The organism is Streptomyces desertarenae (genome assembly GCF_042681365.1).
Classification (GTDB): Bacteria; Actinomycetota; Actinomycetes; order Streptomycetales; family Streptomycetaceae; genus Streptomyces; species Streptomyces desertarenae.
Map to the genome: position 1 here is coordinate 174,419 of NZ_JBHUFU010000005.1, position 25,108 is coordinate 199,526.

Annotated in this window: 23 protein-coding genes; 22 read left to right on the forward strand and 1 reads right to left on the reverse strand. The window is 71.7% G+C overall.

Annotation, left to right across the window (positions count from 1 at the left end; translation table 11 throughout):
- The first annotated feature begins 12 nt into the window (after positions 1 to 12).
- From lysA to ACFSJS_RS10785, 22 genes are all read left to right on the forward strand, one after another.
- Entirely contained in the window at positions 13 to 1,404 is a 1,392-nt protein-coding gene (gene lysA, locus ACFSJS_RS10680) for a diaminopimelate decarboxylase (protein WP_380899102.1), read from the forward strand.
- 171 nt (positions 1,405 to 1,575) lie between these two features.
- Entirely contained in the window at positions 1,576 to 2,877 is a 1,302-nt protein-coding gene (locus ACFSJS_RS10685) for a homoserine dehydrogenase (RefSeq protein WP_380899103.1), read from the forward strand.
- 47 nt (positions 2,878 to 2,924) lie between these two features.
- Complete coding sequence (gene thrC / locus ACFSJS_RS10690) at positions 2,925 to 4,004, forward strand: threonine synthase (RefSeq protein WP_380899257.1); 1,080 nt, start codon at positions 2,925 to 2,927, stop codon at positions 4,002 to 4,004.
- 319 nt (positions 4,005 to 4,323) lie between these two features.
- On the forward strand, positions 4,324 to 5,259 hold the full coding sequence (gene thrB / locus ACFSJS_RS10695) for a homoserine kinase (protein ID WP_380899104.1): 936 nt from the start codon (positions 4,324 to 4,326) through the stop codon (positions 5,257 to 5,259).
- Positions 5,260 to 5,634: 375 nt separating this feature from the next.
- Entirely contained in the window at positions 5,635 to 7,656 is a 2,022-nt protein-coding gene (rho, locus tag ACFSJS_RS10700; protein ID WP_380899105.1) for a transcription termination factor Rho, read from the forward strand.
- 289 nt (positions 7,657 to 7,945) lie between these two features.
- Positions 7,946 to 9,076 (forward strand): LCP family protein, encoded by a 1,131-nt coding sequence (locus ACFSJS_RS10705; RefSeq protein ID WP_380899106.1) that lies wholly within the window; start codon positions 7,946 to 7,948, stop codon positions 9,074 to 9,076.
- 163 nt (positions 9,077 to 9,239) lie between these two features.
- Positions 9,240 to 9,464 carry a 50S ribosomal protein L31 gene (gene rpmE, locus ACFSJS_RS10710; RefSeq protein ID WP_380899107.1) on the forward strand — a complete coding sequence of 75 codons (225 nt, stop codon included), beginning with the start codon at positions 9,240 to 9,242 and terminating at the stop codon, positions 9,462 to 9,464.
- A gap of 124 nt (positions 9,465 to 9,588) precedes the next feature.
- Complete coding sequence (gene prfA / locus ACFSJS_RS10715) at positions 9,589 to 10,665, forward strand: peptide chain release factor 1 (RefSeq protein WP_380899108.1); 1,077 nt, start codon at positions 9,589 to 9,591, stop codon at positions 10,663 to 10,665.
- Positions 10,666 to 10,765: 100 nt separating this feature from the next.
- The gene (prmC, locus tag ACFSJS_RS10720; protein WP_380899109.1) at positions 10,766 to 11,611 is read left to right on the forward strand and encodes a peptide chain release factor N(5)-glutamine methyltransferase; all 846 of its coding nucleotides are present in this window, start codon (positions 10,766 to 10,768) and stop codon (positions 11,609 to 11,611) included.
- Complete coding sequence (locus ACFSJS_RS10725) at positions 11,612 to 12,259, forward strand: L-threonylcarbamoyladenylate synthase (RefSeq protein ID WP_380899110.1); 648 nt, start codon at positions 11,612 to 11,614, stop codon at positions 12,257 to 12,259.
- Positions 12,256 to 12,900, forward strand: a complete 645-nt coding sequence (locus ACFSJS_RS10730) for an arsenate reductase/protein-tyrosine-phosphatase family protein (protein WP_380899111.1) — start codon at positions 12,256 to 12,258, stop codon at positions 12,898 to 12,900. Before ACFSJS_RS10725 ends, ACFSJS_RS10730 begins: the two co-directional genes overlap by 4 nt.
- 128 nt (positions 12,901 to 13,028) lie before the next feature.
- Positions 13,029 to 14,375 (forward strand): MraY family glycosyltransferase, encoded by a 1,347-nt coding sequence (locus tag ACFSJS_RS10735; RefSeq protein ID WP_380899112.1) that lies wholly within the window; start codon positions 13,029 to 13,031, stop codon positions 14,373 to 14,375.
- Positions 14,376 to 14,614: 239 nt separating this feature from the next.
- On the forward strand, positions 14,615 to 15,052 hold the full coding sequence (locus ACFSJS_RS10740) for a hypothetical protein (RefSeq protein ID WP_380899258.1): 438 nt from the start codon (positions 14,615 to 14,617) through the stop codon (positions 15,050 to 15,052).
- Between the two features lie 228 nt (positions 15,053 to 15,280).
- On the forward strand, positions 15,281 to 16,108 hold the full coding sequence (atpB, locus tag ACFSJS_RS10745; protein WP_380899113.1) for a F0F1 ATP synthase subunit A: 828 nt from the start codon (positions 15,281 to 15,283) through the stop codon (positions 16,106 to 16,108).
- A 77-nt stretch (positions 16,109 to 16,185) separates the two neighbouring features.
- Positions 16,186 to 16,422: an ATP synthase F0 subunit C gene (gene atpE / locus ACFSJS_RS10750; RefSeq protein ID WP_380899114.1), complete on the forward strand. Its 237-nt coding sequence runs from the start codon at positions 16,186 to 16,188 to the stop codon at positions 16,420 to 16,422.
- A gap of 40 nt (positions 16,423 to 16,462) precedes the next feature.
- Entirely contained in the window at positions 16,463 to 17,029 is a 567-nt protein-coding gene (locus ACFSJS_RS10755; protein ID WP_380899115.1) for a F0F1 ATP synthase subunit B, read from the forward strand.
- The gene (locus ACFSJS_RS10760; RefSeq protein WP_380899116.1) at positions 17,026 to 17,850 is read left to right on the forward strand and encodes a F0F1 ATP synthase subunit delta; all 825 of its coding nucleotides are present in this window, start codon (positions 17,026 to 17,028) and stop codon (positions 17,848 to 17,850) included. The genes ACFSJS_RS10755 and ACFSJS_RS10760 overlap by 4 nt, the downstream gene beginning before the upstream one ends.
- A 119-nt stretch (positions 17,851 to 17,969) precedes the next feature.
- Positions 17,970 to 19,541: a F0F1 ATP synthase subunit alpha gene (gene atpA, locus ACFSJS_RS10765; protein ID WP_380899117.1), complete on the forward strand. Its 1,572-nt coding sequence runs from the start codon at positions 17,970 to 17,972 to the stop codon at positions 19,539 to 19,541.
- A gap of 2 nt (positions 19,542 to 19,543) precedes the next feature.
- On the forward strand, positions 19,544 to 20,473 hold the full coding sequence (locus ACFSJS_RS10770) for a F0F1 ATP synthase subunit gamma (RefSeq protein WP_380899118.1): 930 nt from the start codon (positions 19,544 to 19,546) through the stop codon (positions 20,471 to 20,473).
- A 5-nt stretch (positions 20,474 to 20,478) separates the two neighbouring features.
- On the forward strand, positions 20,479 to 21,933 hold the full coding sequence (gene atpD, locus ACFSJS_RS10775; protein WP_380899119.1) for a F0F1 ATP synthase subunit beta: 1,455 nt from the start codon (positions 20,479 to 20,481) through the stop codon (positions 21,931 to 21,933).
- Between the two features lie 89 nt (positions 21,934 to 22,022).
- Positions 22,023 to 22,406, forward strand: coding sequence for a F0F1 ATP synthase subunit epsilon (locus ACFSJS_RS10780; RefSeq protein ID WP_380899120.1), 384 nt, complete (start codon positions 22,023 to 22,025; stop codon positions 22,404 to 22,406).
- Between the two features lie 129 nt (positions 22,407 to 22,535).
- The gene (locus ACFSJS_RS10785; protein WP_380899121.1) at positions 22,536 to 22,991 is read left to right on the forward strand and encodes a DUF2550 domain-containing protein; all 456 of its coding nucleotides are present in this window, start codon (positions 22,536 to 22,538) and stop codon (positions 22,989 to 22,991) included.
- Between the two features lie 186 nt (positions 22,992 to 23,177).
- On the opposite strand, the gene ACFSJS_RS10790 is transcribed toward ACFSJS_RS10785, so the two are convergent.
- Complete coding sequence (locus tag ACFSJS_RS10790; RefSeq protein ID WP_380899259.1) at positions 23,178 to 24,962, reverse strand: glycosyl hydrolase family 18 protein; 1,785 nt, start codon at positions 24,960 to 24,962, stop codon at positions 23,178 to 23,180.
- Positions 24,963 to 25,108 lie beyond the last annotated feature (146 nt).

Consider the following 25,108-nt stretch of genomic DNA (forward strand, 5'->3'; position numbering starts at 1 on the left):
CACGAAGCGACCATGAGCCGTTCCGCGCACCCCGCAGGTCCCCGCCACGCCGACGTCCTGCCCGAGGGGCACTACAGCCCGCCGCCCGCCGACCTCAACGCCCTGGACCCGAAGGTCTGGTCCCGTACCGTCGCCCGGGACGAGCGGGGCGTCACCACCGTCGGCGGGCTGGACGTCGTCACCCTGGCCGAGGAGTTCGGCACGCCCGCCTACGTGCTGGACGAGGACGACTTCCGGGCCCGCTGCCGGGCCTGGCGCGACGCCTTCGGCGAGACCGCCGACGTCTTCTACGCCGGCAAGGCGTTCCTGTGCCGGGCCGTCGTGCGATGGCTGGCCGAGGAGGGCCTCAACCTCGACGTCTGCTCCGGCGGCGAGCTGGCCACCGCCCTGGCGGGCGGGATGCCCGCCGAGCGCATCGCACTGCACGGCAACAACAAGTCCGCCGCCGAGATCGAGCGGGCCGTGGAGGCCGGGGTGGGGCGGATCGTCCTGGACTCCTTCCAGGAGATCGTCCGCGTCGCGCACATCGCCGAGCGGCTCGGCAGGCGCCAGCGGGTGCAGATCCGGGTGACGGTCGGTGTCGAGGCCCACACCCACGAGTTCATCGCCACCGCCCACGAGGACCAGAAGTTCGGTCTGGCACTCGCCGACGGGCAGGCGGCCGAGGCGGTGCGGCGGGTGCTGAAGCTGGACAGCCTGGAGCTGGTCGGCGTCCACTCCCACATCGGCTCGCAGATCTTCGACATGGCCGGTTTCGAGGTCGCGGCGCGGCGCGTGGTGCAGCTGCTGACGCAGGTCCGCGACGAGCACGGCGTCGAGCTGCCCGAGATCGACCTCGGCGGCGGCCTCGGGATCGCCTACACCCCCGACGACGACCCGCGCGAGCCCCACGAGATCGCCAGGGCGCTCCACGACATCGTCGTCCACGAGTGCGAGGCGGCCGGGCTGGCCGTACCGCGGCTGTCGGTCGAGCCGGGGCGGGCCATCGCCGGCCCGACGACCTTCACGCTCTACGAGGTGGGCACCGTCAAGGAGCTGCCGGGCCTGCGCACCTACGTCAGCGTGGACGGCGGGATGTCCGACAACATCCGCACCGCGCTGTACGACGCCGAGTACTCCGTCGCGCTCGCCTCCCGCACCTCCGGCGCCGAGCCGATGCTCTCGCGCGTGGTCGGCAAGCACTGCGAGAGCGGCGACATCGTCGTGCGGGACGCCTTCCTCCCCGCCGACCTGGCCCCCGGCGACCTGCTGGCCGTCCCGGCCACCGGCGCGTACTGCCGGTCCATGGCGAGCAACTACAACCACGCCCTGCGGCCGCCGGTGGTGGCGGTCTCGGACGGCAGGGCCCGGGTGATCGTGCGGCGCGAGACGGAGGAGGACCTGCTCGGCTTGGACGTCGGGTGACGTCGGACGCCGCCGGACGGCCCCCGCGCGGGGGCCGTGGGGAGAGGGGGCGGCCCGGGGACGGGCCGTCTCAAAAAGAGAGGATCACGTCTCGCATACTGGATGGAGCGGGGTGCCCGCCGACCGGTGCGTGAGACTTGGATCCACAGGACTGTGGAGAAGCGAGGTCTGATGATGCGTACGCGTCCGCTGAAGGTGGCGCTGCTGGGCTGTGGGGTCGTCGGCTCAGAGGTGGCACGCATCATGACGACGCACTCGGCGGACCTCGCCGCCCGGATCGGCGCACCGGTCGAGCTGGCCGGGGTGGCCGTCCGGCGCCCGGGGAGGGTCCGCGAGGGCATCGACCCCGAGCTGGTCACCACCGACGCGGCCGCCCTGGCCGCCCGGGGCGACATCGACGTGGCGATCGAGGTCATCGGCGGCATCGAGCCCGCCCGCACCCTGATCAACGCCGCCTTCGAGAACGGCGCCAGCGTCGTCACGGCCAACAAGGCGCTGCTTGCCGAGGACGGCCCCGCCCTCCACGAGGCCGCCGAGAAGCACGGCGTGGACCTCTACTACGAGGCCGCCGCCGCGGCCGCGATCCCGCTGGTGCGCCCGCTGCGCGAGTCCCTGGCCGGCGACAAGGTCAACCGCGTCCTGGGCATCGTCAACGGCACCACCAACTTCATTCTGGACCGGATGGAGTCCACCGGCGCCGGGTACGCCGAGGCCCTGGCGGAGGCCACCGCCCTGGGGTACGCCGAGGCCGACCCGACCGCCGACGTCGAGGGCTTCGACGCCGCCGCCAAGGCCGCGATCCTGGCCGGCATCGCCTTCCACACCCGCGTCCGCCTCGACGACGTGCACCGCGAGGGCCTCACCGATATCACGGCCGCGGACATCGCCTCCGCCCGCCGCATGGGCTGCACGGTCAAGCTGCTGGCCATCTGCGAGCGCGCCGCCGACGGGCGCTCGGTCACCGCCCGCGTCCACCCGGCGATGATCCCGCTGACCCACCCGCTCGCCTCCGTCCGCGAGGCGTACAACGCGGTCTTCGTCGAGGCCGAGGCCGCCGGCCGGCTGATGTTCTACGGCCCCGGCGCCGGCGGGGCGCCCACCGCCTCGGCGGTCCTGGGCGACCTGGTCGCCGCCTGCCGCAACAAGCTCACCGGCGCCCGTGGACCGGGGGAGTCCGCCTACGCCCAGCTCCCGGTGAGCCCGATGGGCGAGGTGGTCACCCGGTACCACATCAGCCTGGACGTCGCGGACAAACCGGGTGTCCTCGCCCAGTGCGCCACCGTCTTCGCCGAGCACGGGGTCTCCATCGACACCGTGCGCCAGCAGGGCAAGGAAGGCTCCGGCAACGGCGCGTCGCTGGTCGTCGTCACCCACCGGGCATCGGACGCCGCCCTGACGGCGACCGTCGAAGCGCTGCGCGGACTGGACACCGTGCGCGGCGTCGCGAGCATCATGCGGGTCGAAGGGGAATGAGAGAGATGACCGCCACCACCGCCAGCCCTGGCACCACCGCTCCTCGAATGTCCGGCGCCCCCCAGTGGCGGGGCATCATCGAGGAGTACCGCGACCGGCTCCCGGTCACCGGCGACACCCCCGTGGTCACCCTCCGGGAGGGGGGCACGCCGCTGGTGCCCGCCCAGGTGCTCTCCGAGCGCACCGGCTGCGAGGTCCACCTCAAGGTCGAGGGCGCCAACCCCACCGGCTCCTTCAAGGACCGCGGCATGACGATGGCCATCAGCCGCGCCAAGGAGGAGGGCGCGCGGGCCGTCATCTGCGCCTCCACCGGCAACACCTCCGCCTCCGCCGCCGCCTACGCGGTGCGCGCGGGCATGGTCTGCGCCGTCCTGGTGCCGCAGGGCAAGATCGCGCTGGGCAAGATGGGGCAGGCGCTGGTGCACGGCGCCCGCATCCTCCAGGTCGACGGCAACTTCGACGACTGCCTCACCCTGGCGCGCGGCCTGGCGGACAACTATCCGGTGGCGCTGGTCAACTCGGTGAACCCGGTGCGCATCGAGGGCCAGAAGACCGCGGCGTTCGAGATCGTGGACATGCTCGGCGACGCACCCGACATCCACGTCCTGCCGGTCGGCAACGCGGGCAACATCACCGCCTACTGGAAGGGCTACCGGGAGTACGCCGACGCCTCCGCCGGCGACGGCGCCCACGCCACCCGCACGCCGCGCATGTGGGGCTTCCAGGCCTCCGGGTCGGCGCCCATCGTCCGGGGCGAGCCCGTCAAGGACCCGCGCACCATCGCCACCGCCATCCGCATCGGCAACCCGGCCTCCTGGGAGTACGCCGAGGCGGCGCGCGACGAGTCCGGCGGCTTCATCGACGAGGTGACCGACCGGCAGATCCTGGCCGCCTACCGGCTGCTGGCCGCGCAGGAGGGCGTCTTCGTCGAGCCGGCCTCGGCCGCCTCCGTCGCCGGTCTGCTGAAGGCCGCGGAGGAGGGGAAGGTCGACCCGGGCCAGCGGATCGTCTGCACCGTCACCGGCAACGGCCTGAAGGACCCCGACTGGGCGGTGCAGGGCGCGCCGCAGCCGGTCGTCGTCCCGGTCGACGCCGCCGCGGCGGCCCAGCGCCTGGGCCTGGTCTGACGGGAGGTCGCCGGGAGGCCCGCCGGACCTCCCGGCGACCGGCGTCACCTCGGGAGGGGCGCACAGCGGCGCGCGACACGCACCGTGCGCCTCCTGTACGCCCTGTACCGCCACCCAACCGTCCTTCGATAGGGTTGGGTCTACACGTCCTGACCTGGCGTACGGCATGTGCCAGAGGCCAGTGGACCGGTCCGGCCCCCCGGCCGCGGTCCCCGGAGACGTCGCGTGGTGTGTCCCCGGCCCCGCGTCAGACCGGCGTCCGACAAGCCCCCGACCAGCGTCCCAGCAGCACAGTCAGACCAAGGAGAGTCATCGAGCGATGGCCGGTCCCGCGTTCCGCGCCGCCGCCGTCCGGGTGCGCACCCCCGCCACCAGCGCCAACCTCGGCCCCGGCTTCGACGCCCTCGGCCTGGCCCTGGGCCTGTACGACGACGTCGTGGTCCGCGTCGCCGACTCCGGACTGCACATCGACATCGCCGGCGAGGGCGCCGAGACCCTGCCCCGCGACGAGAGCCACCTGCTCGTCCGCTCCCTGCGGACGACCTTCGACCTGCTCGGCGGGCAGCCCCGCGGCCTGGAGGTCGTCTGCGCCAACCGCATCCCGCACGGCCGCGGCCTGGGCTCCTCCTCGGCCGCCATCTGCGCCGGCATCATCGCCGCCCGCGCGGTGACCACCGGGGGCGCCGAGAAGCTCGACGAGACGGCCATGCTGGAACTGGCCACCGAGATCGAGGGCCACCCCGACAACGTGGCGGCCTGCCTGCTCGGCGGCTTCACCCTCGCCTGGACGGAGGGCGGCGCGGCCCGTGCCGTCAGGATGGAGCCGGCCCCCACCGTCGTCCCGGTCGTCTTCGTGCCCGACCGGCCCGTCCTGACCGAGACGGCCCGCGGCCTGCTGCCCCGCACCGTCCCCCACGTGGACGCCGCCGCCAACGCCGGCCGGGCCGCCCTCCTGGTCGAGGCGCTGACCCGCCGCCCCGAGCTGCTGCTCCCCGCCACCGAGGACAGGCTCCACCAGGAGTACCGCGCCCCCGCGATGCGCGAGAGCACGGAGCTGGTGCACCGGCTGCGGGCCGACGGGGTGTCCGCGGTCATCTCCGGCGCCGGCCCCACGGTCCTGGCGCTGGTCGAGGACGGCGCGGCCGACAAGGTCGCGCGGCTCGCGGGCGACGGATGGGCGGCCAACCGGCTGGCCCTCGACACCGCGGGGGCCGGTGTCCTGCCCCTGGCCGACACCGGCCGGGGACACGAATGAGAGCCTTCGAGAGGGGGAATGTTTGTTGAGGCCGGTAGTGTTAACCTCAAGTCTGCACCCGCAACCTCATGGGAATGCCCAAGACGGTGCGGTGCTCTCCGTGATCCCGTGGGTACAGTCCCACATGGGGCCACTCCTTCTTCCGGGAGCCTCCTGAACTGCCTGAGCAGCCTGCCGAGCAGTGCCCAGCTCGCTCCGGAACGGCGTGATCGACGCACGTCACCCCCTCACGCCACACCTTGTATCGAATTCCTCCGCCGTACACAGAGGCGGAAACCACCGCCCCGGCCCGGTCGAGACAGATGACCGCAGCCGGACAGCACAACCGGTCGCCGAGCCAGACAGGCCGACGCCCGCTCCAGGGAAGGACCCTTCGTGAGCGATACCACCGATCTGATGGGCGTGGACACCGCCGATGCCGCCGCGCCCGCCACGGACGCTCCTGCCGCGCCCGCATCCGGTACCGCCCCCAGGCGTCGCCGCTCCGGCACGGGCCTTGAGGGCATGGTGCTCGCCGAGCTGCAGCAAATCGCCTCCGGCCTCGGCATCCGGGGCACGGCGCGCATGCGCAAGAGCCAGCTGATCGAGACCATCCGGGCCAAGCAGGCCGAGAACGCCGGGGGTTCCGGGACCACGGGCGCCGCCGAGGCGCAGTCCGCCCCCGCCGCGGCCGAGAGCAAGCCGCGCCGCCGCGCGACCTCCAAGGCCCGGACGGGTGAGGGCGCCGAGGGCCCCGGTGAGGCCGCTCAGCAGCAGATCGACATCCCCGGCCAGCCCGGCGGCGACGAGCAGCCGGCCGGCGAGCGCCGCCGCCGCAGCAAGGGAGCCGAGGCCCCCGCCGCAGCGGAGGGCGCGGACGAGCGGTCCGCCGCCGAGGCCAGGCCCGCCGAGGGCGGCCGGAGCGCCGACACCCGGCAGGACGCCAAGCAGGACAAGGGCGGCGACCGCCAGGACAAGCAGGACAAGGGCGGCGACCGCCAGGCCAAGGGCCGCCAGCGCGACCGCCGCGGCAAGAACGACGGCGGTCAGCAGCAGGGCCCCGACGGCGGCAACCGCCAGGGCCGCGGTGACAGCCGTGGCGACAGCCGCGGCGACAACCGTGGTGACAGCCGCGGTGACGGCCGCGGCGACAACCGTGGCGACAACCGCGACGACGACTTCGAGGGTGGCCGCCGGGGCCGCCGCGGCCGCTACCGCGACCGCCGGGGCCGCCGCGGCCGCGACGACTACGCCGCCGAGCCGCAGATCTCCGAGGACGACGTCCTGATCCCGGTCGCGGGCATCCTCGACATCCTCGACAACTACGCCTTCGTCCGCACCTCCGGCTACCTGCCGGGTCCGAACGACGTGTACGTCTCCCTCGCCCAGGTCCGCAAGAACGGCCTGCGCAAGGGCGACCACATCACCGGAGCGGTGCGCCAGCCGCGCGAGGGCGAGCGGCGCGAGAAGTTCAACGCGCTGGTCCGCCTCGACTCGGTCAACGGCATGTCGCCCGAGAGCGGCAGGGGCCGGCCCGAGTTCGGCAAGCTCACCCCGCTGTACCCGCAGGAGCGGCTGCGGCTGGAGAGCGAGCCGGGCCACCTCACCTCGCGGATCATCGACCTGGTCTCGCCCATCGGCAAGGGCCAGCGCGGTCTGATCGTGGCCCCGCCGAAGACCGGCAAGACCATGGTCCTGCAGTCGATCGCCAACTCCATCACCCGCAACAACCCCGAGTGCCACCTGATGGTCGTGCTCGTGGACGAGCGGCCGGAGGAGGTCACCGACATGCAGCGGTCGGTCAAGGGCGAGGTCATCTCCTCGACCTTCGACCGCCCCGCCGAGGACCACACCACCGTCGCCGAGCTGGCCATCGAGCGCGCCAAGCGGCTGGTGGAGCTCGGCCACGACGTGGTGGTCCTGCTGGACTCGATCACCCGTCTGGGCCGCGCCTACAACCTGGCCGCCCCGGCCTCGGGCCGCATCCTGTCCGGTGGTGTGGACTCCACCGCGCTCTACCCGCCGAAGAAGTTCTTCGGCGCCGCGCGGAACATCGAGGACGGCGGCTCCCTGACGATCCTGGCCACCGCGCTGGTCGAGACCGGCTCGCGGATGGACGAGGTGATCTTCGAGGAGTTCAAGGGCACCGGCAACATGGAGCTCAAGCTCGACCGGAAGCTCGCCGACAAGCGGATCTTCCCCGCGGTGGACGTGGACGCCTCCGGCACCCGCAAGGAGGAGATCCTGATGGGCGCCGAGGAGCTGGGCATCGTCTGGAAGCTGCGGCGCGTCCTGCACGCGCTGGACCAGCAGCAGGCCATCGAGCTCCTGCTGGACAAGATGAAGAAGACGAAGTCCAACGCCGAGTTCCTGCTCCAGATCCAGAAGACGACGCCGGCTCCCGGCAACGGCGACTGAGCCGGAGCCGGCGGACGCCGGCACGGTGCCGCAGCGAGGGCCGTCCCACCGCACCGGGTGGGACGGCCCTCGCCGTCTTCCCGCCCGCCCCGGCAGGCCCCACCGGGGGCGACGGGGGGAAACGCGGAGTGATCCGGCCCGATCCGGGTACGCCGAGGCAAATGGCGAGGGGAGGCCCTCCCCGGCTGTTGCCCGTCCGGCCGATCCGGTCCGGCGGCTCCCGCAGGGCGTCGGGCGGCCCTCCCGGGCCCCGCGCACGGCGGGGCGGCACAGGGCAGACGAGGAAGGCATGACGGACGACGAGACCACCAGGGGCGGCGGGGCCACCGGTACGGGCGAGCGGGACGGGCGGAGGCCCCGACCGGAGCGCCGCAGGGCGCTGCGCGCCGCGATCTGGGGGACGGTCGGCACCCTCGTGCTGGCCGCCGCCGGATTCGGGGTCCTCTACCTCAGGTTCGACGGCAACATCGCCGGCATCGACATCGACGCCGCCCTGGGCGGCGACCGGCCCGCCGACCTGCCCGGCGGCTCGCTGGACATCCTCGTCCTCGGCTCCGACACCCGGTCCGGCGACAACGCCCGCTACGGCCGCGACGACGGCACCGCGCGCGCCGACACCGCGATGATCGTGCACGTCGGCGCGGGGCGCGACCGGGTGAGCGTCGTCTCCGTGCCCCGCGACACCCTCGTGGAGCGGCCCGAGTGCGCCAGGACCGACGGCGGCACGGCGCCCCCCGCACGGCGGGCGATGTTCAACACCGCCTACGAGATCGGCGGGCCGGTGTGCACCGTGAAGACCGTCGAGGCGATGACCGGCATCCGCATGGACCACTACGTCGAGATCGACTTCGCCGGCTTCGAGAAGGTGATCGACGCCCTGGGCGGCGTGCCGGTCACGCTCACCGAACCGATCGACGACAAGGGCAGCCACCTCCGCCTGGACGCCGGGCGCCACGTCCTGGACGGGGAACAGGCCCTGGCCCTGGTGCGCACCCGCAAGAGCGTCGGCAACGGCAGCGACCTGGCGCGGATAAAGCTCCAGCACGCCTTCGTACGCTCCTTCGCCGACCGGGTCAGGGAGCTGGGGGTCTTCTCCGACACCGGACGGCTCTACCGGCTCGCCGAGACCGCCACCGACGCCCTGACCACCGACGCCTCCCTGGCCTCCACCGCCGACCTGGCCGGGCTGGCCCGGATCCTCCAGGACGTCGACTCCCGGGACATGCAACTGGTCACCCTGCCGGTGCGCTACTCGGCCGCCGACCCCAACCGCGTGGTGCCGATCGGGGCGCAGACCGAGCGGATCTGGGCGGCCCTGAGGGCCGACCGCCCCATCCCCGAGTCCGCGACCGAGGGATCGGCCGCCGAGGAGGCCCGGAAGGAGCGGGGACGCGGCGGGGACGCCCGGCGGGCGGAATAACGGCCGCCGCCCCCTGGTTTTGGGAGGTGCGCCCAGTAGTGGCAGACTGGTGCGTCGGTCCCGGTTCACGCGCAGGCAGTGACGTCCAGCGGACCCCCGCGCCCGCCATCGGGCACGGAGGAGCCGGCGCGACCCGGAACCCTCCCGCAACCTAGGAGACACCTTGAAGCGCGACATCCACCCGGAGTACGTGGAGACCCAGGTCAGCTGCACCTGCGGCAACTCCTTCACCACCCGCAGCACCGTCGCCAACGGCACCATCCGTGCCGACGTGTGCTCCGCGTGCCACCCGTTCTACACGGGCAAGCAGAAGATCCTCGACACCGGTGGCCGCGTGGCCCGCTTCGAGGCCCGCTTCGGCAAGAACGCCGGGTCGAGGAAGAAGTAGCGACCCCGAACGCCGGTCCTCGGCCGCCCACCCGCGGGCGGCCGGACCGGCGTTTTGCCGTCCCGGCAGGGACCTCCCGCCGCACCCCGTCCGCACGCCCCGTCCCACACGAAGGACCCCCACGATGTTCGAGGCGGTCGAGGAACTGATCGGTGAGCACGCCGACCTCGAGAAGCAGCTCGCTGATCCCGCCGTCCACGCCGACCAGGCCAACGCGCGCCGCCTGAGCAAGCGTTACGCGGAGCTGACCCCCATCGTCGGCACCTACCACGCCTGGAAGAGCACCGGCGAGGACATCGCGGCGGCCCGTGAGCTGGCCGTCGACGACCCGGACTTCGCCGCCGAGGTCAGGGAGCTGGAGGCGCGGCGCGAGGAGCTGACCGAGAGGCTGCGGCTGCTGCTCGTCCCGCGCGACCCCAGCGACGACAAGGACGTCATCCTGGAGATCAAGGCGGGCGAGGGCGGCGAGGAGTCCGCGCTGTTCGCCGGCGACCTGCTGCGCATGTACCTGCGCTACGCCGAGCGGCGGAACTGGAAGACCGAGATCATCGAGGCCAACGCCTCCGACCTCGGCGGCTACAAGGACGTCCAGGTGGCGGTGAAGACCAAGGGCGGCGCCCCGGCCGAGCCCGGCCAGGGCGTGTGGGCCCGGCTGAAGTACGAGGGCGGCGTCCACCGCGTCCAGCGGGTGCCCGCCACCGAGTCCCAGGGCCGCATCCACACCTCCGCCGCCGGCGTCCTCGTCCTGCCCGAGGCCGAGGAGGTCGACGTGGAGATCAACCCGAACGACCTGCGGGTCGACGTCTACCGCTCCTCCGGGCCCGGCGGCCAGTCCGTGAACACCACCGACTCCGCCGTCCGCATCACCCACCTGCCCACCGGGATCGTCGTCTCCTGCCAGAACGAGAAGAGCCAGCTGCAGAACAAGGAGCAGGCGCTGCGCATCCTGCGCGCCCGGCTGCTGGCGGCGGCCCAGGAGGAGGCGGAGAGGGAGGCGTCGGACGCGCGCCGCAGCCAGGTGCGTACGGTGGACCGGTCGGAGCGCATCCGCACCTACAACTTTCCGGAGAACCGGATCTCCGACCACCGGGTCGGCTTCAAGGCGTACAACTTGGACCAGGTGCTGGACGGCGACCTGGACGCGGTGATCCAGGCGTGCGTGGACGCCGACTCCGCGGCCAAGCTCGCCGCCGCACAGTGACCGCGGCGGCCGCCGCGCGGAACCAGCGGGCGGCCGCGGACACGGATGGACGGCCGGGCCGCCGACGAGGCCCGTACGGGACGGGTGGAGGACGAGGGACGTGAACGTACTGCTCGCCGAGGTGGCCCAGGCCACCCAGCGGCTCGCCGACGCCGGAGTGCCCTCCCCGCGCTTCGACGCGGAGGAGCTGGCGGCGTACGTGCACGGTGTCAAGCGGGGGGAGCTGCACCGGGTGGCGGACTCCGACTTCGACGCCCGCTACTGGGAGGTCGTGGCCCGCCGCGAGGCCCGCGAGCCGCTCCAGCACATCACCGGCCGGGCCTTCTTCCGCTACCTGGAGCTCCAGGTGGGCCCCGGGGTGTTCGTGCCCCGCCCCGAGACGGAGTCCGTGGTGGGCTGGGCGATAGACGCCGTACGCGCCATGGACGTCGCCGAGCCGCTCATCGTCGACCTGTGCACCGGCTCCGGGGCCATCGCCCTGGCCATGGCCCAGGAGGTGCCGCGCTCGCGCGTGCACGCCGTCGAACTGGACGAGGGCGCCCTGGCGTGGGCCCGCAGGAACACCGAGGGATCCCGTGTCACGCTGCACCACGGCGACGCGCTGACCGCCCTGCCCGAGCTGGACGGCCAGGTCGACCTCGTCATCTCCAACCCGCCCTACATCCCGCTCACCGAGTGGGAGTACGTCGCCCCCGAGGCCCGCGACCACGACCCGCAGATGGCGCTCTTCTCCGGCGAGGACGGACTGGACGTCATCCGCGGCCTGGAGCGCACCGCGCACCGGCTGCTGCGCCCCGGCGGCCTCGTGGTGATCGAGCACGCCGACACCCAGGGCGGCCAGGTGCCCTGGATCTTCACCGAGGACCGCGGCTGGGCGGACGCCGCGGACCACCCCGACCTCAACAACCGACCCCGTTTTGCCACAGCCCGCAGGGAGGTGCCGTAAATGGCACGGCGTTACGACTGCTCCGACGCGACCGACCGCGCCACCGGTCTGCGCGAGGCCGCTTCCGCGGTCCGCCGCGGCGAACTCGTCGTCCTGCCCACGGACACGGTCTACGGGATCGGCGCCGACGCCTTCTCGCCGGAGGCCGTGGGCGACCTGCTGGAGGCCAAGGGACGCGGACGCAGCATGCCCTCGCCCGTCCTGATCGGCTCCCCCAACACCCTCCACGGCCTGGTCACGGACTTCTCCGAGCAGGCGTGGGAGCTGGTGGACGCCTTCTGGCCCGGCGCCCTCACCCTGGTCGCCCGGCACCAGCCCTCGCTCACCTGGGACCTGGGGGAGACCCACGGCACGGTCGCCGTCCGCATGCCGCTGCACCCGGTGGCCATCGAGCTGCTGACCGAGGTCGGTCCGATGGCGGTGTCGTCGGCGAACCTCACCGGCCACCCGGCCCCGCAGGACTGCGACGCCGCCCAGGGGATGCTGGGCGACTCCGTCGCCGTCTACCTCGACGGCGGCCCCACCCCCGACTCGGTGCCCTCCTCGATCGTCGACGTCACCCGGCCGGTGCCCCGGCTGCTGCGGGCGGGCGCGATCAGCGCCGAGGAGCTGCGCAAGGTGGTACCCGACCTCGAGGCCGCCAGTTGACTCCGTCCGACGGGGCGCCCGCGGAACATGGCATACCGGTCTTCCGCATCCTCCACGTCTCCACCGGCAACGTCTGCCGCTCGCCCATCACCGAGCGGCTGACCCGGCACGCCCTGGTGGACCGGCTCGGCGACGAGCGGGCCGGGGGGCTGGTGGTGGAGAGCGCGGGGACGTGGGGGCACGAGGGCGCCCCGATGGAGGAGCACGCCGCGGAGGTCCTGCTGGAGCACGGCGCGGACCCGTCCGGCTTCCTCGGCCGCGAACTGCTGGACGAGCACGTCGTCCGCGCCGACCTGGTGCTGACCGCGACCCGCGACCACCGGGCGCAGGTGATCTCCATGGGGCACTCCGCGGGGCTGCGCACGTTCACCCTCAAGGAGTTCACCCGGCTGGTGCGGGCCATCGACCCGGCCACCCTGCCCGAGCCCGACGGCGACGGCTGCGTGGTCGAGCGGGCCCGTGCGCTGGTGCGGGCCGCCGCGGCGCTGCGCGGCTGGCTCCTGGCGCCCAGCGCGGAGGCCGACGAGGTGTACGACCCCTACGGCGCGCCCATCACGTACTTCCGCAGCGTCGGCGAGGAGATCAGCGCGGCGCTCGACCCGGTGGTCACGGCCCTCACGGGGGTGCCCGCGCGCACATGAACGGCCCCGGGAGAGGACGGGGAGGCGGTCGGCGCGGGCGGCGCGCAACCGTCCGCGGCGGTCCGGTTGTCTAAGGTGTGGTGTCCCGGGTGTGTGTCCGGGGAGCCTGCGAGAGTTCTGGGGAATCCGTGCGTGAATACCTGCTGACGCTGTGCGTCACGGCCGCGGTCACCTACCTCCTCACCGGGCCGGTGCGGAAGTTCGCCATCGCGGCGGGCGCGATGCCCGAGATCCGGGCGCGCGACGTGCACCGCGAGCCGACGCCGCGGCTCGGGGGCATCGCCATGTTCGGCGGGCTGTGCGCGGGCCTGCTGGTGGCCTCCCAGCTCACCAACACCAGCAGCGTCTTCACGCTCTCCGACGAGCCCCGCGCGCTGCTGGCCGGGGCCGGCCTCATCTGGCTGCTGGGCGTCCTGGACGACAAGTGGGGCGTGGACGCGCTGATCAAGCTCGGCGGGCAGATGATCGCCGCCGGCGTGATGGTCTGGCAGGGCCTGACGGTGCTGTGGCTCCCGGTGCCCGGCGTCGGCAGCGTCGCCCTGACCCCGCTGCAGGGCACCCTGCTGACGGTCGCGCTGGTGGTCGTCACCATCAACGCGGTCAACTTCGTCGACGGCCTGGACGGGCTGGCCTCCGGCATGGTCTGCATCGCCGCCGTGGCGTTCTTCATGTACGCCTACCGGATCTGGTACGGCCACGGCATCGAGGCCGCGGCGCCCGCGACGCTCTTCGCGGCCGTCCTGATGGGCATGTGCCTGGGCTTCCTGCCGCACAACATGCACCCCGCGCGGATCTTCATGGGCGACTCGGGGTCGATGCTGATCGGCCTGGTGCTGGCCGCCGGGGCGGTCTCCATCACCGGCCAGGTCGACCCGGACGTCCTGACCGGCGCCACCGGTTCGGTCCGGAGCACGGTCCAGGAGATGGTGCCCGTCTACGTGCCGGTGGTGCTGCTGCCGCTGTCGGTCATCGCGGTCCCCATCGCCGACCTGGTGCTGGCCGTGGTGCGGCGCACCTGGCGCGGCCAGTCGCCGTTCGCGGCCGACCGGGGCCACCTCCACCACCGGCTGCTGGAGATCGGGCACTCGCACAGCCGGGCCGTGCTGATCATGTACTTCTGGTCGGCGCTGATCGCCTTCGGCACCGTCGCCTTCTCGGTGCGGTCCTCCAGCCTGGTGATCGTGCTCGCCATCGTGCTGCTGAGCGCGGTGGGGCTGGTCATCCTGCTGATGCCGCGCTTCACCCCGCGGGTGCCGCGGTGGGCGCAGCGGTTGGTGCCGCCGCGCTACCGCATCCGGCGGACGGCCGCGGGGCAGGACCCGGAAGGGGCCGCCGAGCCGGGGGAGGACGGCGCCGCGGACGGAGCCGGGCAGCGGGCCCGCGGAGCCGCCGGAGAGCCCGCAGGGGCGACCGCGCTCAGCGAGCGCGAGCGGCTGGCGCGCGAGGGGCGCCGCACGGTCGACAGCCGTTCATAGCAGCTTCCCCGGCCGCCGTCAGCACGAAGTACCGTGGGCTACCCCGTACGTGTGACAGTCCGCACACGATGTAGGTAAAGACCTCATCAAATAGTTTGTGATACCGTTCACGAGAACCCGGTGCCCAGCCCGGAAGACCGTAGTGCGGCGGTCCTCCGGGGCGAGGCCATGGCCCTCATCCGCCGGGGATACGCTCGTCTGTGACGACAATGACGCCCCCCGAACTCGGAGCCTTCTCCATGCAGTCGAATGACGCTCGCATGCTGCTGCGCTGCGCCGTGCCGACCGCCGCCGCCGGCGCGGTCGCCTCGGGCGTCGGCGCCGTGCTCGCAGGCGGCGAGGGCGCGCTCGGCGCGGTGCTCGGAGCAGCCACCGTGATCCTCTTCATGGGGAGCGGCCTCGCCGTGCTCCAGTGGATCGCCAAGTCCTACCCGGCCCTGTTCCAGGCCATGGGGCTGATGCTCTACCTGGTGCAGATCCTGCTGCTCGCGGTCGTGCTCGCGGTCTTCCAGGACACCACGCTGTTCGACACCCGGGCCTTCGGGCTCTCCCTGCTCGCGGCCACCCTGGTGTGGATCGCCTCCCAGGCGCGCGCCCACATGAAGGCCAAGATCCTCTACGTGGAGCCCGAGTCGTCCTCGGAGGGGAAGCCCGCGGCGCAGGGATCCACGTCGTGACGGGTAGGGCCGGGATAAAGGCGCGTTCGAACTCCTGCTATCGTCCGGTGCCAACTGCGGTACCGCAGGCATGGGCGGTTGAGTTCGCCTGCTCGTCCACAGGTTCCCAGGGACGGAAGCGGCAGCCGGCGCCGTCCACCAGCCGCCCCCACATTCGCAAGTCCAGTCCAGTGCCGTTCCGTGGCCGCGTGCCGCGCCGACACATCGAGGTTGCCGTACCCATGCGCCATGTTGAAGGAGCTCGCGGTGAGTGCTGACCAGATGCTCGCCTTCGAGACCGACTGCCACATCTTCGACGGGTGCGGCTTTCCCGCTCCGGGCCTGCACTCGTTCTTGTTCAAGCCGATGTTCACCGTCGGCGGGTTCGAGTTCAACAAGCCGATCCTGCTGGCCCTCGTCGGAACCGTGCTGATCGTCGGGTTCTTCTGGGCGGCCTTCAACAAGGCCAAGGTGGTACCGGGCAAGCTGCAGATGGTCGGCGAGGCCGGTTACGACTTCGTGCGCCGCGGCGTCGTCTACGAGACGCTCGGCAAGCGGGACGGCGAGAAGTACGTCCCCTTCGTCGTCGCCCTGTTCTTCTTCGTCTGGGTGATGAACCTGTGGTCGGTGATCCCGCTGGCCCAGTTCCCGGTGACCTCGATCTTCGCCTTCCCCCTCGGCCTGGCACTGGTCGTCTACGTCACCTGGGTCGGCCTCACCTTCAAGAAGCACGGCTTCGTCGGCGCCTTCAAGAACTTCACCGGCTACGACAAGTCGCTCGGTGCGGTGCTGCCGCTGGTGATGGTGATCGAGCTCTTCTCGAACCTCCTGGTGCGCCCCTTCACCCACGCGGTCCGGCTCTTCGCCAACATGTTCGCGGGCCACATGCTGCTGGTGATGTTCAGCATCGCCAGCTGGTACCTGCTGAACGGCATCGGCATCGCCTACGCCGCGGTCTCCTTCACCATGACCGTGGTGATGATCGCGTTCGAGCTTTTCATCCAGGCGGTTCAGGCGTACGTGTTCGTCCTCCTGACCTGCACATACCTCCAGGGCGCGCTCGCCGAGCACCACTGAGCAAGCCCGCCTCCACCACCTGAGTCGTCAGGCGGCCAACCCCCGCCTGTCCTGTGTAAAGAGAAGGAAGAAGCATCATGTCCGACCTTGTGACCCTCGCCGCCGTCACCGGCAACCTCGGCTCCATCGGCTACGGTCTCGCCGCGATCGGCCCCGGCATCGGCGTCGGCATCGTCTTCGGTAACGGCACCCAGGCCCTGGCCCGCCAGCCCGAGGCCGCCGGCCTGATCCGGCAGAACCAGATCCTCGGCTTCGCCTTCTGTGAGGCGCTGGCCCTCATCGGCATCGTCATGGGCTTCGTCTTCCGCAGCTGAGCCCTGACGCAGCAATCATTTTCCGACGGAAGGCACTGATGTGATCGCCCTGGTACAGGTGGCGGCCGAGGAGGAGCAGAACCCCCTCGTCCCGCCCATCCCGGAGCTCGTCGTCGGCCTGCTCGCCTTCGCCATCGTCTTCTTCTTCCTGTGGAAGAAGCTCCTCCCGAACATCAACAGGGTCCTGGAGGAACGGCGCGAGGCGATCGAGGGCGGCATCGAGAAGGCCGAGGCGGCCCAGCTCGAGGCGCAGCAGACCCTCGAGCAGTACAAGGCCCAGCTCGCCGAGGCCCGTCACGAGGCCGCGCGCCTGCGCCAGGAGGCACAGGAGCAGGGCGCCGCGCTCATCGCCGAGATGCGCGCGGAAGGCCAGCGGCAGCGTGAGGAGATCATCGCCGCCGGTCACGCCCAGATCGAGGCCGACCGCCGGCAGGCCGCGCAGGCGCTGCGCCAGGACGTGGGCAAGCTCGCCACCGACCTGGCCGGCAAGCTGGTCGGCGAGTCCCTGGAGGACGTCGCCCGGCAGAGCCGCACGATCGACCGCTTCCTCGACGAACTCGAGGCGAAGGCGGAGTCCTCGGGCACGTCCCTCGGAGCCGCCCGATGAACGGAGCGAGCCGCGAGGCGCTGGCCGCCGCTCGGGAGCGACTGGACGCGCTGACGGACTCCACCTCCGTCGACGCGGCCAGGCTCGCCGACGAGCTGGCCGCGGTCACCGCGCTGCTCGACCGAGAGGTGTCGCTGCGTCGGGTCCTGACCGACCCGGCGCAGCCCGGCGAGGCCAAGGCCGAGCTGGTCGGACGCCTGCTGGGCGGCCAGGTGGGCGGCGAGGCCGTCGACCTGGTCTCCGGAATGGTCCGCTCCCGCTGGTCGCGCTCGCGCGACCTGGTGGACGCGGTCGAGCAGCTGGCGGACGTGGCCGACCTCACGGCGGCCGAGCGCGACGGCACCCTGGACGACGTCGAGGACGAGCTGTTCCGGTTCGCCCGGACGGTCTCCTCCTCGCCCGACCTCAGGGCGGTCCTCGGCGGCAAGGTCTCCGACGACACCCTCAAGGCGGCCAAGACCGAGCTGCTGCACCGGCTGCTGGGCGGGCGGGCCAGGCCCGCCACCGAGCGGCTGGTCGTCCGCCTGGTCCGCCAGCCGCGAGGCCGTACTCTTGAAGGAGGGCTCGAAGCCCTCTCCAGGCTGGCCGCTGAACGCAGGAACCGTTCGGTCGCGGTGGTCACCACCGCGGTACCGCTCAGTGACGGCCAGAAGCAGCGCCTGGGTGCCGCTCTGGCGAAGCTGTACGGCCGCGAGGTGCACCTCAACCTGGACGTGGACCCCGGGGTCCTCGGCGGGGTCCGGGTGCGGATCGGCGACGAGGTCATCGACGGCACCGTCTCGGAGCGCCTCGAAGCGGCGACCCGGAGGATGGCGGGCTGACCTGCGGCCGACGGGGACGTCGCGCCGCAGGCACACACCAACTCAAGAAGCAGTACTGGCGGCCCGAGTTGGGCCGTAGCAGACACATACGGGCCCAACAAGGAGAGCAGGGAACCCAGATGGCGGAGCTCACGATCCGGCCGGATGAGATCCGGGACGCGCTGGAGAACTTCGTCCAGTCGTACCAGCCGGACGCGGCCTCGCGCGAAGAGGTCGGGACGGTCAGCGTTGCCGGCGACGGCATCGCGAAGGTCGAGGGCCTTCCCTCGACCATGGCGAACGAGCTGCTGAAGTTCGAGGACGGCACCCTCGGCCTCGCCCTCAACCTCGAGGAGCGCGAGATCGGTGCGGTCGTCCTCGGCGAGTTCAGCGGCATCGAGGAGGGCCAGACGGTGCGCCGCACCGGCGAGGTCCTCTCCGTCGCGGTCGGCGACGGTTACCTCGGCCGCGTCGTCGACCCGCTGGGCAACCCGGTCGACGGCCTCGGCGAGATCGAGACCGAGGGCCGCCGCGCCCTCGAGCTGCAGGCCCCCACGGTCATGCAGCGCAAGTCGGTGCACGAGCCGATGGAGACGGGCTACAAGGCCGTCGACGCGATGACCCCGATCGGCCGCGGCCAGCGCCAGCTGATCATCGGCGACCGCCAGACCGGCAAGACCGCCCTGGCGATCGACACGATCATCAACCAGCGCGACAACTGGCGTTCCGGCGACCCGAACAAGCAGGTCCGCTGCATCTACGTCGCCATCGGCCAGAAGGGCTCCACCATCGCCTCCGTGCGCGCGGCGCTGGAGGAGAACGGTGCGCTGGAGTACACCACCATCGTCGCCGCCCCGGCGTCCGACCCGGCGGGCTTCAAGTACCTGGCCCCCTACACCGGTTCGGCCATCGGCCAGCACTGGATGTACCAGGGCAAGCACGTCCTGATCATCTTCGACGACCTCTCCAAGCAGGCCGACGCCTACCGCGCCGTGTCCCTGCTGCTGCGCCGTCCGCCGGGCCGTGAGGCCTACCCGGGCGACGTCTTCTACCTGCACTCCCGGCTGCTGGAGCGCTGCGCCAAGCTGTCGGACGACATGGGTGCCGGCTCGATGACCGGTCTGCCGATCATCGAGACCAAGGCGAACGACGTCTCGGCGTTCATCCCGACCAACGTCATCTCCATCACCGACGGCCAGTGCTTCCTGGAGTCCGACCTGTTCAACGCGGGCCAGCGCCCGGCGCTGAACGTCGGCATCTCGGTCTCCCGCGTCGGTGGCTCGGCCCAGCACAAGGCCATGAAGCAGGTCTCCGGCCGGCTTCGCGTGGACCTCGCCCAGTTCCGCGAGCTGGAGGCGTTCGCCGCCTTCGGCTCCGACCTGGACGAGGCGTCCAAGGCGTCGCTGGAGCGGGGCAAGCGCATGGTCGAGCTGCTGAAGCAGCCGCAGTACGCGCCGTACCCGACCGAGGACCAGGTCGTCTCCATCTGGGCCGGCACCACCGGCCGCATGGACGACGTGCCCGTGGAGGACATCCGCCGCTTCGAGCGCGAGCTGCTGGACCACCTGCACCGCGAGCGCAAGGACCTGATGACCGGCATCCGCGAGGGGGGCAAGATGTCCGACGACACCCTCGAGTCCCTCTCGGACGCCGTCGCCGCCTTCAAGAAGCAGTTCGAGACCTCGGACGGCAAGCTGCTGGGCGAGGGCTGATCATGGGCGCGCAGGTCAGGATCTACAAGCGGCGGATTCGCTCCGTCAGCGCGACCAAGAAGATCACCAAGGCGATGGAGATGATCTCCGCCTCGCGCATCGTCAAGGCACAGCGCCAGGTGGCCGCGTCGACTCCGTACGCCGACGAGCTGACCCGGGCCGTCACCGCCGTCGCCACCGGCTCCAACACCCAGCACCCGCTGACCACCGAGGCCGAGAAGCCGGCCCGGGCCGCGGTCCTGCTCATCACGAGCGACCGCGGCCTGGCCGGCGGCTACTCCTCCAACGCCATCAAGGCCGCGGACCGGCTGACCGCGCGGCTGCGGGAGCAGGGCAAGGAGGTCGACTCCTACATCGTCGGCCGCAAGGGCGTGTCCTACTACAGCTTCCGCGACCGGAAGATCGCCCAGTCGTGGACGGGCTTCACCGACCGGCCGACCTACGCCGACGCCAAGGCCGTCGCCGGACCGCTGATCGAGGCGGTCCAGAAGGAGACGGCCGAGGGCGGCGTGGACGAGCTGCACATCGTCTTCACGGAGTTCGTGTCGATGATGACGCAGAATCCGGTCGGAAAGCGGCTGCTGCCCCTCTCCCTCGACGAGGAGGGGAACAACCAGGCCGCCGAAGGGGCTGAGAAGAAGGAGCGGATCCTGCCGCTGTTCGACTTCGAGCCGTCGGCCGAGGACGTCCTGGACGCCCTGCTGCCGCGGTACGTCGAGAGCCGGATCTACAACGCCCTCCTCCAGTCCGCCGCCTCCGAGCACGCCGCCCGCCGGCGCGCGATGAAGTCGGCGACGGACAACGCCGAGGACCTCATCAAGTCGCTCACGCGGCTTGCCAACCAGGCCCGCCAGGCCGACATCACCCAGGAAATCAGCGAGATCGTCGGTGGTGCCAGCGCGCTGGCCGACGCTTCTGCGGGGAGTGACTGACAACTATGACCACCACTGTTGAGCCGACCGCCCCTGCCGGCGTGGCCACTGGCCGCGTCGCGCGGGTCATCGGCCCGGTCGTCGACGTGGAGTTCCCCGTCGACGCGATGCCGGAGATCTACAACGCGCTGACCGTCGAGGTCGCCGACCCGGCCGAGGAGGGTGCGACGAAGACCCTCACGCTCGAGGTCGCGCAGCACCTGGGCGAGGGCCTGGTCCGCGCCATCTCCATGCAGCCCACCGACGGCCTGGTCCGCCAGGCCCCGGTGACCGACACCGGCCGCGGCATCTCCGTCCCGGTCGGCGACGTCACCAAGGGCAAGGTCTTCAACACCCTGGGCCAGGTCCTGAACGACGACCCGGCCTCGGTGGCGGGCGCGGAGCGCTGGGACATCCACCGCCAGGCCCCGGCGTTCGACCAGCTCGAGTCCAAGACCGAGATGTTCGAGACCGGTCTGAAGGTCATCGACCTGCTGACCCCGTACGTCAAGGGCGGCAAGATCGGTCTGTTCGGCGGCGCGGGCGTCGGCAAGACCGTCCTCATCCAGGAAATGATCATGCGTGTGGCCAAGCTGCACGAGGGCGTTTCCGTGTTCGCCGGCGTCGGCGAGCGCACCCGTGAGGGCAACGACCTCATGGTGGAGATGGAGGAGGCCGGCGTTCTGGACAAGACCGCGCTGGTCTTCGGCCAGATGGACGAGCCCCCGGGCACCCGTCTGCGCGTGGCGCTGGCCGGTCTGACGATGGCGGAGTACTTCCGCGACGTCCAGAAGCAGGACGTGCTGTTCTTCATCGACAACATCTTCCGCTTCACCCAGGCCGGCTCCGAGGTCTCCACCCTGCTGGGCCGCATGCCCTCCGCGGTGGGCTACCAGCCGAACCTGGCGGACGAGATGGGCCTCCTCCAGGAGCGCATCACCTCGACCCGCGGTCACTCCATCACCTCGATGCAGGCGATCTACGTGCCCGCGGACGACCTGACGGACCCGGCCCCGGCGACGACCTTCGCCCACCTGGACGCGACCACCGTTCTGTCGCGTCCGATCTCGGAGAAGGGCATCTACCCGGCGGTGGACCCGCTGGACTCCACCTCCCGGATCCTGGACCCGCGCTACATCTCGCAGGACCACTACGAGTGCGCCACCCGCGTCAAGGGGATCCTGCAGAAGTACAAGGACCTCCAGGACATCATCGCCATCCTCGGCATCGACGAGCTCGGCGAGGAGGACAAGCTGGTCGTCCACCGCGCCCGCCGCATCGAGCGCTTCCTGTCGCAGAACACCCACGCGGCGAAGCAGTTCACCGGCCTGGACGGATCGGACGTCCCGCTGGACGAGTCGATCGCCGCGTTCAACGCGATCGCGGACGGCGAGTTCGACCACTTCCCGGAGCAGGCGTTCTTCATGTGCGGTGGCCTGGACGACCTCAAGGCCAAGGCCAAGGAGCTGGGCGTCTCCTGACGTCCGGCCCGGTGGCAGGGGGCGGGTCCTTCCGCCTCCTGCCACCGCACCCCGTTATCCTGTGAAAACCCCAGTTTCGAGGAGCCACTGTGGCTGAGCTGCACGTCGAGTTGGTCGCCGCGGACCGCAAGGTTTGGTCGGGCAAGGCCAGCCTGGTCGTCGCGCGGACCTCGTCGGGTGATATCGGCGTCATGCCCGGCCACCAGCCGCTGCTCGGTGTGCTGGAGTCGGGTCCGGTGACGATCCGTACGACCGGCGAGAGCGGGAACGGCACCGTCGTCGCCGCGGTGCACGGCGGCTTCATCTCCTTCGCGGACGACAAGCTGTCGCTGCTCGCGGAGATCGCCGAGCTCTCCGAGGAGATCGACGTCCAGCGTGCCGAGCGCGCGCTGGAGCGGGCGAAGGCGGAAGCGGACGCCGCCGCCGAGCGGCGTGCCGAGATCCGGCTTCGGGCTGTGGCGGGCGCACGCTGAGGCCCGCACACGTGTACGTACCTCAGCCGCGGATCGCGTCGGAGCATCGCTCCGGGTGCGGTCCGCGGCTGAGGTGATACTGGCTGCCGTACGGGCGTACGGACGGACGAGGCGAGGAGGTCGGTGAAGATGGTCCTCGCTCTCGTGCTGGTCGGAGCGGTGCTGGCGCTGGTGGTCCTGGGGCTGCTGGCGCTGGGGACACGGCGGCGCCTGATCCAGCGGTCGGGGGGCACCTTCGACTGCAGCATGCGGTGGGACGCCCCCGAGCCCGGCGAGGGCGCCGATTCCGGAGGCAAGGGCTGGGTCTACGGCATCTCCCGCTACAGCGGGGACCGCATCGAGTGGTTCCGGGTCTTCTCCTACGCGCCCAGGCCGCGCCGGCTGCTGGAGCGCGAGGCGATCGAGGTGCTGGAGCGCCGCAGGCCCGAGGGCGACGAGGAGCTGGCGCTCCTGTCCGACTCGGTGGTCCTGGCCTGCTCGCACCGGGGGACCCGGGTCGAGCTGGCGATGAGCGAGGACGCGCTGACCGGGTTCCTCGCCTGGCTGGAGGCGGCGCCCCCCGGGCAGCGGGTGAACGTCGCCTGAACGGCGCCCCCGGACAGGAGGTGTCCGGGGAGGGCGCACGCGGTGCGGTGCCACCCGGGGCGGGCCGGGGGACAAAGGACGGGGAAGGACGGAACCGGGGAGACGGCGCGTGCGCCGTCTCCCCGGTCCTTTTTCCGTGGGGGGTGGTCCGATGGCCCGTGGGCTCATGGCCCGCGGGCCGCTTTGTCAGCCCTTCAGGCCGTTGTGCATGGCGGTGACCAGCTCACCGTTGGCGGTGTCGCCGCTGATCTCCCAGGAGAAGGCGCCGCCCAGGCCCTGCTGCTTGGCGTAGGCCATCTTCCCGGCGATGGTGGCGGGGGTGTCGTAGCTCCACCACTCGTTGCCGCAGTGGGCGTAGGCGGTGCCGGCCACGGTGCCGTTGGCGGGGCAGCGGGTCTTGAGGATCTTGTAGTCCTCGATGCCCGCCTCGTAGGCCCCGGGCGCGGCGCCGGTGGCGGTGCCGCCCGGCTCCTTCTGGGTCACGCCGGTCCAGCCGCGGCCGTAGAAGCCGATGCCCAGCAGCAGCTTCTCGGCGGGGACGCCCTTGGCCTTGAGCTTCTGGATGGCCGCGTCGGAGGTGAAGCCCTGGTTGGGGATGCCGGGGTAGGCCGTCAGCGGCGAGTGGGGGGCGGTCGGGCCGGTCTTGTCCCAGGCGCCGAAGTAGTCGTAGGTCATCACGTTGTACCAGTCGAGGTACTGGGACGCGCCCCCGTAGTCGGCGGAGTCGATCTTGCCGCCGTTGGAGCCGTCAGCGGTGATGGCCGCGGTGACGAGCTGGTCGCCGAACCGGTTGCGGAAGGCCTGCGCCATGGTCTTCATCACGGCCGGGCCGCTGGTGTCACAGGTCAGGCCGCAGGCGTTGGGGTACTCCCAGTCCAGGTCGATGCCGTCGAACAGGCCCTTCCACCGCGGGTCGTTCACCAGCTGGTAGCAGGAGTCGGCGAACGCGGCCGGGTTCTTCATGGCGTCGGGGAAGCCGCCGGACCAGGTCCAGCCGCCGAAGGACCACAGGACCTTGATGTGCGGGTACATCTTCTTCAGCTTCAGCAGCTGGTTGAAGTTGCCGCGCAGCGGCTGGTCCCAGGTGTCGGCCTTGCCGTCCACGCTCTGGTCGGCGGTGTAGGCCTTGTCGGTCGCGGCGAAGGCGTCACCGATGGTGCACTTGCCGCCCTGGACGTTGCCGAAGGAGTAGTTGATGTGGGTCAGCTTCTCGGCCGAGCCGGAGGTGACCATGTTCTTCACGTGGTAGTTGCGGCCGTAGACGCCCCACTCGGTGAAGTAGGTCAGGTTGATGTGCTTCCCGCCGGGGTTGCCGCCGCCGTCGCCGCCGGTGGTCTTCACGGTGACGGCGGCGCTGGCCGGGCCGGTCTGGCCGGCGGTGTCGCGCGCCACGACCGAGTAGGTGTAGCTGGTGCCCGCGGTCAGGCCGGTGTCGGTGTGGGAGGTGCCGGTGACGGTGGCGACCGTGGAGCCGTTGCGCAGGACGTCGTAGTTCTTGACGCCCTTGTCGTCGGTCGCCGCACCCCAGCTCAGCTTGACCGAGGTGTCGGTGACGCTGCCGGCGGTGGGGGCACCGGGGGCCGAGGGCGGGGCGTCGCCGGGGACCTCGCCGCCGGAGCCGTCGCAGGGGCGCCCGTTGAGGGTGCAGTTCGCGGGGGAGCCGCTGCCGGTGCCGTTGAAGCCGAAGCTGACGCTGGAGCCGGGGGCCAGGGTGCCGTTCCAGCTCAGGTTCTTGGCGGTGTAGGTGTTGCCGGAGCTGCTGAGGGAGGCGTCCCAGGCGGATCCGGCCTTGGTGCCGGTGGGGAAGTCCCACTTCAGCGTCCAGCCGCTGATGGTGGTGTCACCGGTGTTCCTGATCGTCCACTTGCCTTCGAAGCCGGAGCCCCAGTCCGATGCCCTGACGAAGGTGGCGGTCGCCTCTTCGGCCGCCTGGGCCGGGGAGGCGAGGGCGACCATGGCGCCGAGGGGCATCAGCAGGGCGGCCGTGGCCGCGAGTGCTTTGCGTCTGATCCGTTGTGCGGTGGTGTTCGACCTCAAGAGCGCTCCTCGCACGGGGCCCGGCACCGGCCGGACCGTCGGGGGGTGACCTGCGTCGCCCGTGGGAACTGCCATGGGCA